The organism is Mycobacterium sp. 1423905.2 (assembly GCF_001673155.1).
Taxonomy (GTDB): Bacteria; Actinomycetota; Actinomycetes; order Mycobacteriales; family Mycobacteriaceae; genus Mycobacterium.
Genome location: NZ_LZLE01000259.1, coordinates 46,336 through 63,484 on the forward strand (window position 1 = coordinate 46,336; position 17,149 = coordinate 63,484).

General features: G+C 64.7%; 15 protein-coding genes. 3 read left to right on the forward strand and 12 right to left on the reverse strand.

The window, feature by feature from the left end:
* The first annotated feature begins 121 nt into the window (after positions 1-121).
* Positions 122-3,025, forward strand: a complete 2,904-nt coding sequence (gene leuS / locus A9W95_RS16760; protein WP_067414962.1) for a leucine--tRNA ligase — start codon at positions 122-124, stop codon at positions 3,023-3,025.
* A 3-nt stretch (positions 3,026-3,028) separates the two neighbouring features.
* Here leuS and A9W95_RS16765 read toward each other — a convergent pair whose 3' ends face one another.
* From A9W95_RS16765 to A9W95_RS16785, 5 genes are all read right to left on the reverse strand, one after another.
* On the reverse strand, positions 3,029-3,694 hold the full coding sequence (locus A9W95_RS16765; protein WP_067414965.1) for an SDR family oxidoreductase: 666 nt from the start codon (positions 3,692-3,694) through the stop codon (positions 3,029-3,031).
* A 40-nt stretch (positions 3,695-3,734) separates the two neighbouring features.
* Positions 3,735-4,238 (reverse strand): MarR family winged helix-turn-helix transcriptional regulator, encoded by a 504-nt coding sequence (locus tag A9W95_RS16770; protein ID WP_067414968.1) that lies wholly within the window; start codon positions 4,236-4,238, stop codon positions 3,735-3,737.
* A gap of 64 nt (positions 4,239-4,302) precedes the next feature.
* Entirely contained in the window at positions 4,303-5,052 is a 750-nt protein-coding gene (locus A9W95_RS16775; RefSeq protein ID WP_067414971.1) for an amino acid ABC transporter ATP-binding protein, read from the reverse strand.
* Positions 5,049-6,872 carry an ABC transporter substrate-binding protein/permease gene (locus A9W95_RS16780; protein WP_067414974.1) on the reverse strand — a complete coding sequence of 608 codons (1,824 nt, stop codon included), beginning with the start codon at positions 6,870-6,872 and terminating at the stop codon, positions 5,049-5,051. The genes A9W95_RS16775 and A9W95_RS16780 overlap by 4 nt, the downstream gene beginning before the upstream one ends.
* 38 nt (positions 6,873-6,910) lie before the next feature.
* Entirely contained in the window at positions 6,911-7,639 is a 729-nt protein-coding gene (locus A9W95_RS16785) for a GntR family transcriptional regulator (RefSeq protein WP_067414977.1), read from the reverse strand.
* Between the two features lie 243 nt (positions 7,640-7,882).
* On the opposite strand from A9W95_RS16785, the gene fadD32 reads away from it, so the two are divergent.
* Complete coding sequence (fadD32, locus tag A9W95_RS16790; protein WP_067414980.1) at positions 7,883-9,793, forward strand: long-chain-fatty-acid--AMP ligase FadD32; 1,911 nt, start codon at positions 7,883-7,885, stop codon at positions 9,791-9,793.
* 44 nt (positions 9,794-9,837) lie between these two features.
* Here fadD32 and A9W95_RS16795 read toward each other — a convergent pair whose 3' ends face one another.
* Positions 9,838-10,623 carry an LLM class F420-dependent oxidoreductase gene (locus A9W95_RS16795; protein ID WP_067414982.1) on the reverse strand — a complete coding sequence of 262 codons (786 nt, stop codon included), beginning with the start codon at positions 10,621-10,623 and terminating at the stop codon, positions 9,838-9,840.
* Positions 10,624-10,970: 347 nt separating this feature from the next.
* Between A9W95_RS16795 and A9W95_RS16800 the strand changes: the two genes are divergently transcribed.
* Positions 10,971-11,942, forward strand: coding sequence for an NAD-dependent epimerase/dehydratase family protein (locus tag A9W95_RS16800; RefSeq protein ID WP_067414986.1), 972 nt, complete (start codon positions 10,971-10,973; stop codon positions 11,940-11,942).
* Here the strand turns inward: A9W95_RS16800 and A9W95_RS16805 are convergent.
* From A9W95_RS16805 to A9W95_RS16830, 6 genes are all read right to left on the reverse strand, one after another.
* Complete coding sequence (locus A9W95_RS16805; protein ID WP_067414989.1) at positions 11,928-12,767, reverse strand: SDR family oxidoreductase; 840 nt, start codon at positions 12,765-12,767, stop codon at positions 11,928-11,930. The genes A9W95_RS16800 and A9W95_RS16805 overlap by 15 nt on opposite strands.
* Positions 12,768-12,832: 65 nt before the next feature.
* The gene (locus A9W95_RS16810; protein ID WP_067414992.1) at positions 12,833-13,438 is read right to left on the reverse strand and encodes a TetR/AcrR family transcriptional regulator; all 606 of its coding nucleotides are present in this window, start codon (positions 13,436-13,438) and stop codon (positions 12,833-12,835) included.
* Positions 13,439-13,450: 12 nt separating this feature from the next.
* A complete protein-coding gene (locus tag A9W95_RS16815; RefSeq protein ID WP_371328086.1) occupies positions 13,451-14,344 on the reverse strand; it encodes an alpha/beta fold hydrolase in 894 nt (297 codons plus the stop codon).
* Between the two features lie 76 nt (positions 14,345-14,420).
* Complete coding sequence (locus A9W95_RS16820; protein ID WP_067414995.1) at positions 14,421-15,527, reverse strand: inositol-3-phosphate synthase; 1,107 nt, start codon at positions 15,525-15,527, stop codon at positions 14,421-14,423.
* 61 nt (positions 15,528-15,588) lie between these two features.
* Positions 15,589-16,116 (reverse strand): PadR family transcriptional regulator, encoded by a 528-nt coding sequence (locus tag A9W95_RS16825; protein ID WP_067414998.1) that lies wholly within the window; start codon positions 16,114-16,116, stop codon positions 15,589-15,591.
* Positions 16,117-16,266: 150 nt separating this feature from the next.
* Complete coding sequence (locus A9W95_RS16830; protein WP_067415160.1) at positions 16,267-17,139, reverse strand: DUF1707 domain-containing protein; 873 nt, start codon at positions 17,137-17,139, stop codon at positions 16,267-16,269.
* Between the last annotated feature and the right edge of the window lie 10 nt (positions 17,140-17,149).

Genomic DNA, 17,149 nt, shown 5'->3' on the forward strand with positions numbered 1-17,149 from the left:
CGACCAGGCTTGAAATGAACCTGGGACGAACCTCTGATCGGCGCGCAACGCAACCGAGACCATCCCGTGGCCGGCGGCTCGGCCCCCGACCGTTGTGGCTCGCCCTTATACCCTGTTGGGCGTGACCGAATCGCCGACCGCTCCGCCTGGCAGCACGCCCGGCGTCACCGACGCGGACTCCGACGCGCCGCGTCACCGCTACACCGCCGAGCTGGCGGCCCGGGTGGAACGGAGCTGGCAGGAGAATTGGGCGCGATGGGGCACGTTCCATGTGCCCAATCCCGTCGGCTCGCTGGCGCCGGCGGACGGCAGCCCCGTGCCGCACGACAAGCTGTTCGTTCAAGACATGTTCCCGTACCCCTCGGGCGAGGGACTGCATGTCGGGCACCCGCTTGGTTACATCGCCACCGACGTCTACGCCCGGTACCACCGGATGATCGGGCGCAATGTCTTACACGCGCTGGGCTTCGATGCGTTCGGGCTCCCGGCCGAGCAGTACGCCGTCCAGACCGGGACGCATCCGCGCATCAGAACCGAAGCCAACATTGTCAACTTCCGTCGCCAGCTGGGGCGGCTGGGGCTGGGCCACGACTCAAGGCGTAGCTTCTCGACGACCGACGTGGAGTTCTACAAGTGGACACAGTGGATCTTCCTGCAGATCTACAACGCCTGGTTCGACACCAACGCCAATAAAGCGCGACCGATCTCAGAGTTGATCGACGAATTCGATTCCGGCGCAAGAACGCTGGAGGACGGACGGCCCTGGGCCGAGCTGTCGGCGGGGGAGCGGTCCGACGTGATCGACGGCTTCCGGCTGGTCTACCGGTCGGATTCGATGGTCAACTGGTGCCCCGGGCTGGGCACGGTGCTGGCCAACGAAGAGGTCACCGCGGACGGCCGCAGTGACCGCGGCAACTTTCCGGTGTTCCGAAAGCGGTTGCGGCAGTGGATGATGCGGATCACCGCCTACTCCGACCGGCTGCTCGACGACCTCGCTCTGTTGGACTGGCCGGAGAAGGTCAAGACGATGCAGCGCAACTGGATCGGGCGTTCGACGGGCGCCTCGGCGCTGTTCTCGGCCACCAAGGCCGACGGGTCTGGAGCTGACATCGAGGTGTTCACCACCCGACCGGACACCCTGTTCGGCGCCACCTATCTGGTGTTGGCTCCCGAGCACGATCTGGTGGACGAGCTGGTGGCCGGCGACTGGCCGGAGGGCGTCGACCCGTCCTGGACCTACGGCGCCCCGACGCCCGCGGAGGCGGTGGCCGCCTACCGTCGCGCCATCGCCGCCAAGTCCGACCTGGAGCGCCAGGAGAGTCGGGAGAAGACCGGCGTCTTCCTGGGCAGCTATGCCACCAACCCGGCCAACGGTGAGCTGGTGCCGATCTTCATCGCCGACTATGTGCTGGCCGGCTACGGCACCGGGGCGATCATGGCGGTACCGGGCCATGACCAGCGCGACTGGGACTTCGCCCGGCAGTTCGGCCTACCGGTTGTGGAAGTCATTGCGGGCGGCGACCTTTCGGAGGCGGCCTACGCTGGCGACGGCGTGCTGGTCAACTCGGGGTTCCTGGACGGCATGGATGTGGCGGCGGCCAAGGAGGCGATCACCGCCCGGCTGCAATCCGAGGGGAAGGGCGAGGCCCGCGTCCAATTCAAACTCAGGGATTGGCTTTTCGCGCGGCAGCGGTATTGGGGCGAACCCTTTCCGATCGTCTACGACAGCGACGGGCGGGCACATCCGCTCGACGAGGCGGCTTTACCCGTCGAACTGCCCGACGTACCCGACTATTCGCCGGTGCTGTTCGACCCCGACGATGCCGACAGCGAGCCGTCGCCGCCGCTGGCCAAGGCGAACGAGTGGGTACATGTCGAGCTTGATCTGGGGGATGGGCTCAAGCCCTATACCCGCGACACCAACGTCATGCCGCAGTGGGCCGGCAGCTCCTGGTACGAGCTGCGCTACACCGACCCGCATAACTCAGAACGGTTCTGCGGCAGGGAGAACGAGGCCTACTGGATGGGCCCGCGGCCTGCCGAGCACGGACCCGCCGACCCGGGCGGTGTCGACCTGTATGTAGGGGGCGCCGAGCACGCCGTGCTGCACCTGCTGTACTCGAGGTTCTGGCACAAGGTGCTCTACGACCTCGGCCACGTCAGCTCCCGGGAGCCCTACCGCCGCTTGGTCAACCAGGGCTACATCCAGGCCTTCGCCTACACCGACTCCCGCGGCTCCTACATGCCTGCCGAACAGGTCATCGAACGCGACGGTAAGTTCGTCTTCCCCGGACCCGACGGCGAAATCGAGGTTTATCAAGAATTCGGCAAAATCGGTAAGAGCCTGAAGAATTCGATTTCACCCGACGAGATCTGCGACGAGTATGGAGCGGACACGTTGCGGGTTTACGAGATGTCGATGGGACCCCTGGAGGCCTCGCGCCCCTGGGCGACCAAGGACGTCGTCGGCGCGCACCGCTTCTTGCAGCGGGTGTGGCGTCTGGTGATCGATGAAGACACCGGTGCCACCCGCGCCCTCGACGGTGCGGAGTTGGATGACGAGACGGCGCGGGCTCTGCACCGCACCATCGCCGGCGTAACCGAAGATTATGCGGCGCTACGCAATAACACCGCGACGGCCAAGTTGATCGAGTACACCAATCACCTGACGAAGCGGCACCGCGACGCAGTACCGAGGGCGGCAGTCGAGCCGCTGGTACTGATGCTGGCGCCGTTGGCGCCGCACCTCGCCGAAGAGTTGTGGTTGCGGCTGGGCCACACCACCTCGCTGGCGCACGGCCCATTCCCCCACGCTGACCCCGCGTACCTGGTGGACGAGGCCGTCGAATATCCGGTACAAGTCAACGGCAAGGTTCGGGGGCGAGTCGTGGTGCCCGCGGACGCCGACCAGGAGGCGGTGAAAGCCGCTGCGCTGGCTGACGAGAAGGTGCAAGCTTTCCTGGCGGGCGCGACGCCGCGCAAGGTGATCGTCGTCGCCGGTCGATTGATCAATCTGGTGGTGTGACTCTCAACGCTGCCGAATAACCACCTCATGGACATGGCCGTCCGGGGGAGTGGCCACTACCTGTGCCACGGTTTCGGCTATGGTCTGCGGCCGCAAGAATTTGTTCGGGTCGTAATCTCCACCCTCGTACGCGACGAGGTCACGCTGCATCTCGGTATCGACGCGGCCTGGATGGATGGAGGTGACCCGCAGCGCGGGCTCGTCTTGGCGCAGCGAGTCGGCGAAGGCCCGCAAGGCGAACTTGCTGGCTGAATAGGACGCCATGCCCGGCGAAACGTTGCGTCCGGAACCGGAATTGATGAACACCACCGAACCCTTGGCTTGGCGGAGGGCCGGCAACAATGCCAGAGTCAACGCCACGGCGCCGAACACGTTGACCGCGAACGTCGCCCGCCACTCGTCGACGTGGGACTCACCGACCCGGCCGGGAACGGATAGTCCTGCGTTGTGCACCAGAACGTCCAATTCATCGATCACCTCGCAGCTGGACTCGATGCTGTCGGTGTCGGTCAAGTCCATCGGAAACGTTGTGGCGTCGAGCCGCTCGGCGACGGCGTCGAGTCGCGCCGAGGGCCGTCCGGCCAGCAGCAGGCTGTGTGTGGGCGCCAATGCGGCGGCGATGGCCGAGCCGATTCCGCCGCTGGCGCCAGTGATGAGTGCGGTGGGCATGACCTAGTCAATCATCAATGACATTGTTCGCCAATAGGATTCAAGCCTGCTCATGCGCAGGGGAGTCACCCGGAGGACTGGCCGCGGGCTCGCCGGCCGCCAACCGGTCCAGCGGCGCCAACGCCTTGGCCAATGTGTCCAGGTCCGATGAGGGAAGCTGGCTGAGCATCGCCGCCAACGCCGCATGCCGGTTGGCCAACGATTCGGCGTGCACCGCGCGACCGCGCGAGGTTATGTCCACCAACACCGCACGCAAGTCGGACGGATCACGCGAGCGCTTCACCAGCCCGATCTTCTCCAATCGGCGGATGGCGACGGTTGTGGTCGGAGTGCGTACCCGCTCATGCGCGGCTAAGTCCGTCATTCGGATCGGACCACGGTCGAGCAAGGTGACCAGAATAGAAAGTTGCGCCAGCGTCAATTCTCCGGCGACAGCGCCGTTCGGGTCACCGCGTCGCAGGATGGAAAACAATTTAGACAACGCACGATGCAAACCCTCCGCCAGCTCCGTCACCTCGGGCGCAGTTGGTTCGCTGTCCGCCATAAGTCGGCAGTCTAACGCGACGCATGCCTATGCGGAGAGTACGCCTCGCGCCAGTTGCTGGCCGTCAAAGAACTTGGGACAGAAACCGCTGTAACCGCTCGCTTTCCGCCGCCTCGAATATCTGCTGTGGAGGACCAGATTCGACGACTTTGCCATGATCCATGAACACCACTTTGTCCGATGCCGATCTGGCAAAGCCCATTTCGTGAGTGACTACCACCATTGTCATGCCATCGGCGCCGAGTTCGGCAATCAAAGCCAAAATGCCCTTGACCATTTCGGGATCCAGCGCGGAAGTGGCTTCGTCGAAAAACATCACCTGCGGCGCCATGGCCAACGCGCGCGCGATTGCCACACGTTGCTGTTGACCACCGGACAATGTGGCTGGACGGGCACCAGCTTTGTGTCTCAGGCCAACCCGATCCAGCTGGTCCACCGCCAACTCGCGCGCCGCTTCGGCAGAAAGGCTCCGCAGTTTTCGTGGTGCCAGTGTGACGTTGTCCAGGACACTGAGATGCGGGAAAAGGTTGAAATGCTGAAACACCATGCCGATGCGCTGCCGCAACTCGTTGGGGTTGTCCCGTAACACCGACCGGCCGTCCAGCAGGATGTCACCACTGTTGGGTTCGTGCAAGCGATTCAACGTGCGCAGCAGGGTCGACTTGCCTGAGCCGGACGGGCCGATGACGGCAGCGGTGCTGCCGGCCGGTACGTCGATGTCGACACCGCGCAGTACCTCATTACCGTCCAGGATCTGGCGAATCTGCCTGGCCGCCAGTGACACTGGCGCTCGCTGGCGGGTGTCAGCGGTCACGTCATCTCCTGGCCGATGCTCGACGACACCATCTCCGCGGAGTCTTCCGGCTGCACCTTCGCACGGCCGCGGCGCAGCCGGGTATCGATGTAATTGACGAAATGCGTTAACGGCACTGTCAATATCAGATAGAACAGGCCGGCAGCCACCAGCGGTGACAAGTTGCCAGTCTGCGCGTTGAGGTCGCGTCCCACCTGGAACAGCTCGCGCTGTTTGGCGATCAGGCCCAGAAAGTACACCAGGGCCGACGCCTTCAGCAGCGCGATGAACTGGTTGACCAATGCGGGCAACACCCGCCGTATCCCCTGCGGTATCACGACCAATCGCATGGCCGCCGCATAACTGAATCCCAGCGCGCGGGACGCTTCCAGTTGACCGGGATCCACACTTTGGATACCCGAGCGCAGAATCTCGCCGACGTACGCGCCGGCCATCAATCCCAGCGCCGCGATGCCTAGCGGATAGGGATTGTTGTTGGTCACTCCACCGACCAAGGGTCCGAGGCCCAACCCGATGATCAAAATGATCACCACCTCAGGCAGCCCCCGGAAGATGTCGGTGTACACCCGGGCCGGCCAGCGCAGCAACCGTTTCTCTGAAATTCCGGCGATCGCCAACACCATGCCCAGCCCCAACCCGACGACGCTGGCACTGCTGGTCAGGATCAACGTGTTCGGCAACCCGGTGGTGAGCAACGCCGGAATGGCTTGCCGGTACATGTCCCAGTCCAAGAACGAGTCACGCAACTGTTCCAGCGTGGACTTCGGCGCTGCCGGGGTCACCGGCTTGCGGTGATGCTGCGCGGCGATGCTGGCGAAGTCCGGAAGTTTGGGATACGCGACTGCTTTGGAACCGGGCTTCCAACCAGGCGGCAGGGTCCGAGGCACCCACTTGCTGTACAGCTGCGCCCATGTCCCGTCGGCGATGACCGCGTCCAGGCCGGCGTTGAGGGCATCGACCAGCGGCTGGTTGTCCTTCGCCACGGCATAGGCGACGAAGTCGTCGATGCTGAAAGTGTTGGCGACAATCACCGCAGGGTCGCCCGATCGGATCGCGGCCGAGGCCTGATTGGCCGGGGCCACCCAAGCGTCGATCTGGTGGGTTTTCAGGCTGGCGTACACGGTGGCGAAGTCGGGGTACTTGACCGGTTGCAGATGCAACGTCTCGACGACATAGGCATCTTCGACCGTGCCCTGCACCACGCCGATACGCTGCCCGGGACCCAGATCGCTGAACTGCTTGACAGCTGAGCCAGGCGGCACCACCAGCGAGTAGTAGCCGAAGTCGTAGCCGTTGGTGAATGCGACGGTGTGTCGTCGCGCGTCCGTGGATTTGACCGACGCCGACCCGACATCGAAGCGCCCCGACGCCACTTGGGCGAGCAGGCCAGAGAAGTCGGTGCCGACGAAGCGAACGTGCAGCCCCAGCTTCTCGGCGATGGCGCGCAGCAGTTCATTGTCGAAGCCGGTGAACCGACCCGTGGCGTTGATGCATGTGTTGGGCGGGGCATCCGACAGCGTCCCTACCAACAGGACACCGGGGGTATCCAGTCCTAGCGCACCGACATTCACCGCGCTCAACGGCGGGGCGCTCGGCGTCGTCTCAGTGTCGGCGTCTTGGGCGGAGCCTTGTCCTTCGGTGAGGTCCTTGGGCAGTACGGTCGCGCTTTCCAGACCGGGCGGCGCACATTGGTTCCGGTCCGCCAAAGCCGGTGCCGGTAACCACACGGTGCAGGCCAGGCCTACCAAGATGTGGATCACCGCGACAATGGCGAAGAGTTTCGCGCCGGTCCTGGGGCGCGATGTCGAGCTGCAATTCATTACTTGCCACCGTATCTTCTGCGCGGTGGCGACCCCGGCTAGAGCAGGATGGAAGACCGCTCGTGCTGTAGGCCGGCGGCAACCGGCTGGGGGACACCCGGGGCGAGGAGGTCAGGCGGAGTAAAGACCCGGCGACGGCACAATTCGGCCAACATCGTCTGCGCCATCAGATAAGAACGGCCGACGCACGCGGCGCGCGCCGCTTCGGCGTCCCGCCGGTGTATCGCGGCGTTCTCGTCTTCATAGAACGGCAGGATGTCGTCGCGGTTGTTCTGATAGGTGGTCCAGAACATGCGGGGGATGAGGTTTTGTGAGGCGCGGATGGTCGCGTGTAGCCGGGGGCCCGCATATTCGTCGTTGATCACTCGGCGGTATTCCCAGGCGCTTTCGGCGAAACTGCGGGAATCCTTGGCAGCCCGCAACGACCGCATAAGCGCACCTAGTTCCCCGAGAATCCGTGGCGTGGGGTTGGCCGCGGCGCGCGCGGAAGCGATGCCATTGAGCATGCCGTCGAGTTCGTGATGTTCCAGGACGGTGCCCTCGTCGAAGCGCTCGACGAAGGCGCCGCGGTGATACCGAGTCGAGACGACGCCGTCGTGTTCAAGCTGCACCAGGGCCTCCTGGATGGGGACTCGGCTCACCCCCAACCCCTGGGCAATCTCGTTGCGGTCGACGCGATCACCGCTACGCAATCTCCCGGTCAGCACCAGATGGAGAATGTGCGACACAACCTGGTCTTTTTCTTTGATCCCATACTTCTTAGGCATCAGTTTCTCTGAATCTCTCTAAGCCCACTCCGGCCATCAGCGCGGCAAGTTTCTCACGTCTGCCCGGCCGCAATGAGGTGTTTGGCAGATGCAGCGGGGTCGACGCGGAGGTGTCGCCCCGTTCAGCCGCTCGGCTCCGGCGTTGCTGTCAACGCGCGAAACAGCGGTTACCGAGGTTGTTTCATCCACGCGGCTAAGGTGGCCGGGGTCTTCCGCTTTCCGCCTGCGATCGGAGAATTGAATATGGCAGTGCCGAACCCGTACGTCGTGGACGGGAAAATCAAATTCCCTGACAACGGCAGCTTGATTCGTCATGTAGAGCGGTGGGCGCAGGTGCGCGGGCAAAGCCTGGCCTACCGCTTCCTCGATTTTTCCACCGATCCCGACGGGGTCTATCACGATCTGACCTGGTCTCGATTCGGCGCCCGCAACCGCGCCGTCGCTGCGCGTTTGCAACAAGTCACCCAACCTGGTGACCGCGTCGCTGTATTGGCGCCACAGGGACTGGACTACATGGTGGCGTTCTACGGTGCCCTGTACGCCGGAACCATTGCGGTGCCGTTGTTCGATCCCGCCGAACCTGGCCACGTGGGCCGGCTGCATTCGGTTCTCGACGACTGCACGCCCTCGGTGATCCTGACCACCTCCAATTCTGCGGAAGGTGTCCGCAAGTTCTTCCACCACGATCGCCGGGGCGCACAACGGCCCCGGATCATCGCGGTAGACGCTGTCCCTGACGAGGTCGGTGAGACCTGGCAGCAGCCGAAGCCGGACCCGGACACCGTCGCCTACCTGCAATACACCTCTGGGTCCACCCGGGTCCCGGCCGGTGTGCAGATCACCCACCGGGCGGTGGCCACCAATCTGGCGCAGCTCATCACCGCCCTGCAGGTGGAAGAGGGTCAGCGAGGCGTGATGTGGCTGCCGCTGTTTCACGACATGGGCCTGATCACCGCGATGGTTCCGTCGGTCATCGGACACCGCATCACCTTCATGAGCCCGGCCGCCTTCGTGCGCCGGCCCATCCGGTGGATCCGCGAGCTCGGGGTGCTCGAGGACGACGATGGGCCCACCTTCTCGGCGGCACCCAATTTCGCCTTCGAGCACGCTGCGTTACGCGGACTGCCCAAAGATGGTGATCCCGAACTCGACTTGAGCAACGTATTCGCGCTGCTCAACGGCAGCGAGCCGGTTTCCACCGTGTCGATGCGCAAGTTCAATGAAGCCTTCGCGCCGTACGGTCTGCCCGCGACCGCCATCAAGCCGTCGTACGGCATGGCCGAAGCGACACTGTTCGTTTCGACCACCGACATGAAGCGGGAGGCCACCACTATTCACGTGGACCGAGAGGAATTGACCCGCGGCCGGTTCCGCACCGTTGCCGACGATGCACCGTCCGCTGTCGCGCAGGTGGCGTGTGGCGTGGTCTCGATCGACCAATGGGCCGCCATCGTCGATTCCGACACCGCCACCGAGCTTCCCGACGGACACATCGGAGAGATTTGGCTGCACGGCGACAACATCGGATCGGGCTATTGGGGCCGCGAGCAAGATTCCCGCGACACCTTCGGCAACACCCTGCATTCCCGCGCCGAACCAACGCATACCGACGGCGTGCCTGACGACGGCCGTTGGATGCGTACCGGCGACTACGGCACTTACTTCGACGGCGAACTGTATGTCACCGGTCGGGCTAAGGACATGGTGATCGTCGACGGCCGAAACCACTACCCGCAAGACATCGAGCAGACCGCGCAGGAGGCCAGCGGTGCCCTGCGTTCCGGATATGTGGCTGCCTTCTCGGTACCGGCGAACGAGCTGCCGGCCCAGGTCTTCACCGATCCTCAGTCGCGGCTCGAAAACGATCCGGAGGACTGTTCTGAGCAGTTGGTGATCGTCGGGGAACGCGCTCCTGGCGCACGCAAGGCCGACATTCAATCGATCGCCGGCAATATCCGCGCCGCGGTCGCAGTGCGCCACGGCCTCACTGCGCGCGACGTACTGCTGGTTCCCGCCGGATCCATCCCACGCACCTCAAGCGGGAAAGTCGCCCATTCCGCTTGCCGGGCGTCCTATCTCGACGGGAGCTTACGGGGAGGACACACTCAGCATTCCTACGTCAACCCCGTCGCCGATTCGGGGACGGGAGACTAGTCGACGGATCGAAATCTCGGGCCCGGCGGCCAATACGTTTGGCCTCAACGGTTATCGCGCCATTTGCAAAGCTCTTCTGCCGCGCTCAAGTCGTAGTCAGGACCGTCACAGGCGACCGTCAATAAGGTGACGCCAAGGTTGACCAACGCTTCAGCGTTGGCGGTCAAGCCGCCCTCGCCGTTCACTGCGGCCGACCGTTCGATAGTGGCCGGGTCGCGACCCACGTCGGCGCAGTGTCGGCCCAGCACGTCGGCCTTGGCGGGATATTCGTCGGCGCTGGCGAAGCTGTGCCAGATGTCGGCATGCTCGGCGACCAGGCGCAAGGTCTTACGCTCGCCGCCACCGCCGATCAGCACCGGGATGTCGCGGGTCGGCGCTGGGTTGAGCTTGGCCAATCGGGACTTGATCCGGGGCAGCGCGCCGGCCAGGTCGTCGAGGCGGCTGCCGGCGGTGCCGAACTCATAGCCGTATTCGTCGTAGTCGCGCTGCTTCCAGCCCGAGCCGATGCCCAGCACCAGCCGGCCCTCCGAGATGTGGTCGACGGTTCGGGCCATGTCGGCCAGTAGCTCCGGGTTGCGGTAGGAGTTGCAGGTCACCAGAGCGCCGATCTCGATGCGTGAGGTCTGCTCCGCCCAGGCTGCCAGCATGGTCCAGCACTCGAAGTGGGCGCCATCGGGATCGCCGTAGAGCGGGAAGAAATGGTCCCAGTTGAAAGCGATGTCAACGCCGATGTCCTCGCAACGACGCACCGCGTCGCGGATGTTGCCGTAGTTCGGTGCGTGCTGCGGCTGAAGTTGAACACCAACACGAACGGGGAAGTCAGAAGTCATACGACCACCGTAGGCACATCAACCGACAGGCGCAGTGCGCACATCCTCCCGGACCAAGCCTTCCGAGCCCGAACCGTCACGAAACTTGTTCATCAGGTGTGGATCTCGCAGCAAGGCCCTTGCCATCGCGACCACTCGAAGCCCGCACCGAGCCGTCTCAAGCCGACTGATCCCGCCCAGCAGCCTCAGCGGCATGGGGTGACGCGACGGTGCGGCATCACGCCCTCGAACGGCGCCGCTTTGCCGAAACGGTTCTTCATCGTGAACGGGCCCCGGAAGTAGCGGAGATAATGCTAATTTCGATACCATTGGCACCGAAATATACCACTCGGTCAGGAGTGCCACCAATGCTGATAGCGGTTACCGGGGGCACCGGTTACCTTGGCGCGCATACTGTTCGGGCGCTGTTGCAGCGCGGCCACGACGTGCGGCTGCTGGTAGCGCCGGGCGACCCGTGCGACACCCTTGTCGATCGGTTTCAGGCGCTCGGCTCGGTGCGAGTGGTGGTCGGTGACGTCAGGTCGACCGAGTCGATCGACGAACTCCTACGCGGCGCCGATGCGGCATTGCATGCCGCTGGGATCGTCGGAACCGATAACCGGCGGGCCCGGGCGATGTGGGACATCAACGCCCACGCAACGGAGATGTTGCTGACCCGTGCGGTTGAACGCGGGCTCGATCCGGTGGTGTCGGTGAGTAGCTACAGCGCGTTGTTCCCACCGCCGGACGGGGTTATCTCCCCGGACTCGCCCACCGTGGTGGGCCGCAGCGCATATGCCAAGACCAAGGCATACGCGGACCGTGTCGCGCGGCGCTTGCAACGCGCTGGCGCGCCGGTCGTGGTCACCTATCCCTCGAGTGTCGTCGGCCCGGCATTCGGCACGGCTCCCGGTGTCACCGAGCGAGGTTGGGCGCCGATCGTGCGGTGGGCCGTGGCCCCAAGGGTCCGCGCCGGCATGCAGATGATCGACGTGCGAGACGTCGCCGAGGTCCACGTGCGGCTGATGGAAGCCGGTCGCGGCCCACGTCGGTACGTATGCGGGGGCCACTTGCTGAGCTTCGACGACATGGTCGACGCATTGGAGGCCGGGCTGGGCAAGCGGGTGCGCCGCATTCCGATTTCCCCGGCCGTGTTGCTCTCCGCGGGCCGCCTCGCCGATGTCGCCGGCCGATTCGTCCCGCTTGCCGACGGGTTGAGCTACGAGGCCGCGATGCTCCTCACCGCCGCCACTCCGACTGACGACAGCAAGACGCTGCACGACCTCCAGATGACCTGGCGGGATCCCAGGTCCGCGATCGTGGACTCATTGCAGAAATGACCGGAGGTAGCCGATGAGCCGGCGCGCGGGAACCGGCCGGGGCCAGTCGTCGGTGCGGAAGTGGGCGTCTGTGCCGCCGTCGACGAAAACCACACTGCCGCAGCAAAAATCGGCGGCTTCCGACAGCATGAAGCAGACCCATTGCCCCAGCTGATCGGCATCTCCGAAGCCGCCGACCGGGACGGGGAAGCGCCGCACCGCTTTGCCCTGCGCCGCGCTGTCCAATTGCTGTTGAAGCAGCGGCGTCATCACCGCGCCAGGTGCCAAGGCGTTCAGCCGGATGCCCGCCCCGGCCCAGCCCGGCCGGATCGCCTCGCGGCGCACCCAGCGGGTCACCGCGATCTTGGAGGCGGCATACATCATGATCGGCCGTCCCGGCCCATACACAACCAGGCTGCGCACCGCCCTGTTGGCGTCACCCGACAACAACGCCCGCACGGTGCGTTTCGGCACAACCGGGACGGTCGTCGTCGAATTACTCGATATGACAACCACTTTCGCATGTTCGGCCGCCGCCAACGCCGGTTGCCAACGTGTCAAGAGCTCGACTACTCCGAAGAAATTCACTTCTGCGATGCGGCGCAGATTCCCCGTGCCACCGCTGGGGCCCAGGCCGGCTGCCAACACGACGCCGTCTAGGCGTCCCTGGGTCCGTTCCAGCACTTCGCGGGCGGCGTGCGCGCGGCCACTCGGAGTCGACAGATCCGCGACGACGTCTGCCTTACGGATGTCCACGCCGATCACGCGGTGGCCAGCGGCGTGCAATCGGCGTGCGCTTGCCTGCCCCATTCCCGACGCCGATCCAGTGACTGCATACGTCGCCATGGGCTACACCTCCCCGACCACAACCATTCCGATGCCATTGGTCTCGTAACGTTATCAGGGGTGCGTTATGTCGAATAGGACGCGCTGACCGCGGCCGTCAACAAGTGGGTGATTCGCCGTCCTAGCGCCTCGGAGTCGTCCTCGCGGGCGATCGTGGTGACGAAGAAGGCGGCACCGGCCGCCATCGCCAGGGTAGCTCGGGCGTCGAGATCGGCCCGGTCCCGATCGGCCGGCGCGGGTGCATTGACCCGCTCGGCGAAGAGTTGCACCGCCGGACCACTGAATCCCGCCCACATTGCCTTGCGCAACTCATCGTTTTCGCGCAAGGCCAGCAGCAGACCTGGCACCGCCGCCTGTACGTCGCTGCGGCTGAACAGTTCATGACTGCCGCGCACCACCCATTCGATCCAGCCGCTCAGGTCGGTGCCGGAAAACGGTGACAAATCCGGGGATTCACCCAAGATGGCGTGCAGTACCAACTCCGCTTTGGATGACCAACGCCGATTCAAGCTGGAGCGGCCGACCCCGGCGCGCGCCGCGACCAACCGCACGCTCAGTTCGTCCCAGCCGACCTCCAGCAACAACTCCCGCGTGACGCCGAGCACCCGCTCGTCGATCGAATGGTCGCGCGGTCGCCCCGCGGTCCGGCTGGGGCGGTCGTCGTCGGCCATCTGTGGCCAGCTTCAGCGTGCGTCGATCACGTTGCGCAGCAACTCGATCAGGGCGCGCGGTTGATCGCTTTGCACCGAGTGGCCCGAGTTCTCGACCACGTGTGCGCGCTGAAATTGCTTTGCGCGATTACTCAATTCGGCAACGTCGTCGTCGTTGACGAAGCCGGAGTTGCCGCCGCGGACCAACGTGATAGGCGCCGTCACGGCGTCGACGTCGTCCCACAGGCTGGCGAAGTCGGGGAAGGTGCGAATGGCGTCGTAACGCCAGATCCAATTGCCGTTGTCCAGACGGCGGGAGTTGTGGAACACGCCGCGCCGCAGAGCTTTGACTTCACGGTGCGGCGCGGCGGCGACAGTCAGGTCCACCATCGCCTGGAAGCTGGGGAACTCCCGCTCGCCGTGCATCAACGCCACGGTGCCTTGCTGCTCCTTGGTCATCTCTGAGTGTCGATGCAGTGCCGACGGGGTGACATCGATCAGGACGAGTGCGCGCACTAACTCCGGGGCCACCGCGGCTAGCCGGATGGCCGTCAGGCCACCCAGGGACATGCCGACCACGAGTTCGGCGGTCGGCGCGAGTTCGCGCAGTACGGGTGCCAGCGTGTCGGCGTTGCACTGGGGCGAGTAGTCGCCGTCCTCCCGCCAGGCCGAGTGACCGTGCCCGGGGAGGTCGACTGCCAGCGCCGGCTCGCCGAGTCCGACGATCACCGTGTCCCAGGTGTGCGCATTCTGGCCGCCACCGTGCAAGAAGATCAGGCGCGGCGCGGAATCACCCCAGCGCAATGCGCTGATGTCCCCCGCGTCCACTCGCTCCACCGCGGGCAGCGGGCCTGAGACGCCGGCCTGTTCGGCGTTCTCGGCCAGCAAGGCGAATTCCGGTAGCCCGGTCAGTTCCTCGTCGGAGATCTCAGTCACGGTCTCTGACATTACGAACTACGGCCAGGCGGCGAAAGACGGGCCCGGCGGCGCAGCCGGCGGCGAACTACCCCTCGATGATGAACTCTTCGAGCTGGGTGCGCGCGACATCGTCGGGCAGCTGCTCGGGCGGGCTCTTCATCAGGTAGGCCGACGCCGGGATCACCGGTCCACCGACGCCGCGGTCCTTGGCGATCTTGGCCGCCCGCACAGCGTCGATGATCACGCCGGCCGAGTTCGGTGAGTCCCACACCTCGAGCTTGTACTCGAGATTCAGCGGCACGTCGCCGAACGCGCGACCTTCCAGTCGCACGTAGGCCCACTTGCGGTCGTCGAGCCAGCCGACGTGGTCGGACGGGCCGATGTGGACGTCCTTGGTCTTGAACTCACGCTGCAGGTTGGAAGTGACGGCCTGGGTCTTGGAGATCTTCTTGGATTCCAGGCGCTCGCGCTCGAGCATGTTGAGGAAGTCCATGTTGCCGCCGACATTGAGCTGCATGGTGCGATCCAGTTGCACGCCGCGGTCTTCGAACAGCTTGGCCATCACCCGGTGGGTGATCGTCGCACCCACCTGGCTCTTGATGTCGTCACCGACAATCGGCACCCCGGCGTCGGCGAACTTCTTGGCCCACACCGGGTCCGAGGCGATGAACACCGGCAGCGCGTTGACGAACGCCACCCCGGCGTCGATGGCGCACTGGGCGTAGAACTTGTCGGCCTCTTCGGATCCCACCGGCAGGTAGGACACCAGCACGTCGACCTTGGCGTCCTTGAGCGCCTTAACCACGTCGACGGGCTCGGCGTCGGACACCTCGATGGTGTCGGCGTAGTACTTGCCGATGCCGTCCAGGGTGGGTCCGCGCTGCACCACCACATCGGTGGGCGGCACGTCGGCGATCTTGATGGTGTTGTTCTCCGACGCGAAGATCGCCTCGGACAGGTCGAATCCGACCTTCTTGGCGTCGACGTCGAAGGCGGCCACGAACTTCACGTCGCGGACGTGGTACTGGCCGAACTTGACGTGCATCAAGCCGGGGACGGTGCTGTTCGGGTCGGCGTCCTGGTAGTACTGAACGCCCTGAACCAGTGAGGACGCGCAGTTGCCGACGCCGACAATGGCGACTCGAATGTCCGACTGCGCCTCTTCCGCCTTCAGCGGCTGCTGCTCACTCATCGGGCGTTCTCCTAACTTATGACTTCGTCTTGGGTATTGATTTGAGCGTGGTGCTGGGGAATCAGATCTGTTCGGCACGTTCGGCGGCGATGAGCTCGTTGAGCCACTTGACCTCTCGCTCGCTGGATTCAAGCCCCAGCTGATGCAGTTGGCGGGTGTAGCGGTCGAACGAATTGCTGGCCCGCGCCACGGCTTCACGCAGACCTTCCCTACGCTCCTCGACCTGGCGGCGTCGGCCTTCGAGGATGCGCATCCGTGCCTCGGCCGGAGTGCGGTTGAAAAACGCGAGATGCACCCCGAAACCGTCGTCGGTGTAGTTGTGCGGTCCGGTGTCGGCCACCAACTCACCGAAGCGCCGGCGGCCTTCGTCGGTCAGTTGGTAGACCCGCCGGGCACGCCGGACCGGGGTTCCAGCAGGGGCGGCATCTTCGGCGATCAAGCCTTCGTCCTGCATGCGGCGCAGTGCTGGATACAACGAACCGTACGAGAATGCCCGGAACGCTCCGAGCAAGCCAGTCAGCCGCTTCCGCAACTCATAGCCATGCATGGGCGATTCGATGAGAAGCCCCAGGATGGCGAGCTCAAGCACCGACTCACCCCCTTTGCACGATCAGTTACGACGGCTCGACGCCTCGCGTCATCGTATCGTTTCGATATATTCGCCACAACACCGCCTGATGTTCGTGCGTTGTTAGTCACACCGCGGCGGGATAGCCAGCCAGCGCTCATTTACCCGTGGTCAGGACGGATAGTTGACGTGTTTGACGGTTCCGTCGCCCGCCAGTTGGATGTAGCCGCTGCCGTAATCGCTTGAGACGTAGATGGTCAGGGATAGCGACCCGGGCGCGGTGGGGTCGGTGGCGGGTTCGAGGATCAGGTAGGTCGACTTGACGTCCGACGGCTTGATCCCCAGCGTTTCCGGAGCGCCGCGCATGATGCCCACGACGGTCTTGATGTCGAACTTGCCCAAGTCGACGACGGCCGTGTCGGTACTTCCTCTGGCGTTGCTGGTGGGATCGCCCCATCCACCGCGATACGTGTAATCCAGCACCCGACGATCGTCGGTCGGGTCCTGGCGGTCCAGCGACGCGTACTCGGGGTAGACCACCAGCCGATAGCCCGTGGTGTCGCCGAACCGCTTGCGCATCTGTTCCATCAGGCCGGTGAGCCCGCCGAGCGAATGCAGTTGTTTGGGCGGAGTCAGCACGACCGCGGCCACACCGTCGGGCTTGGCTCCTGGGTCGGAGGTGAAGTCCAGGGGCGAGTTGGTGTTGCTGTACAGACCCCAGCCGATGCCGATGCCGAGCAGTACGGTCACCGCAAACGTTGCGATCGTCACTCCGATCCCAGTGCGTTTGGGCCGCGGTTGGAATGCCGGGGCTTGGTCGGCGGTGTTCTCGGAGTGCTGAAGGTCTGCCACCAACTCCTGCAACTCGCCCAGCGTGACGGCTTTGGTTGCCGTGCTGACGCGTTCCCGGTGCTCCTCGGAGGAGATCTCACCGTCGTTGAGGGCGTTGTCGAGGAGTCGGCACGCGTCTTGGCGGTCCCGGTCCTTGGCGCGAGTGGACGCCGACGCTCCGCGAACCGTTGGTGACCCCGACCATTTCGCCACGGGACGATCG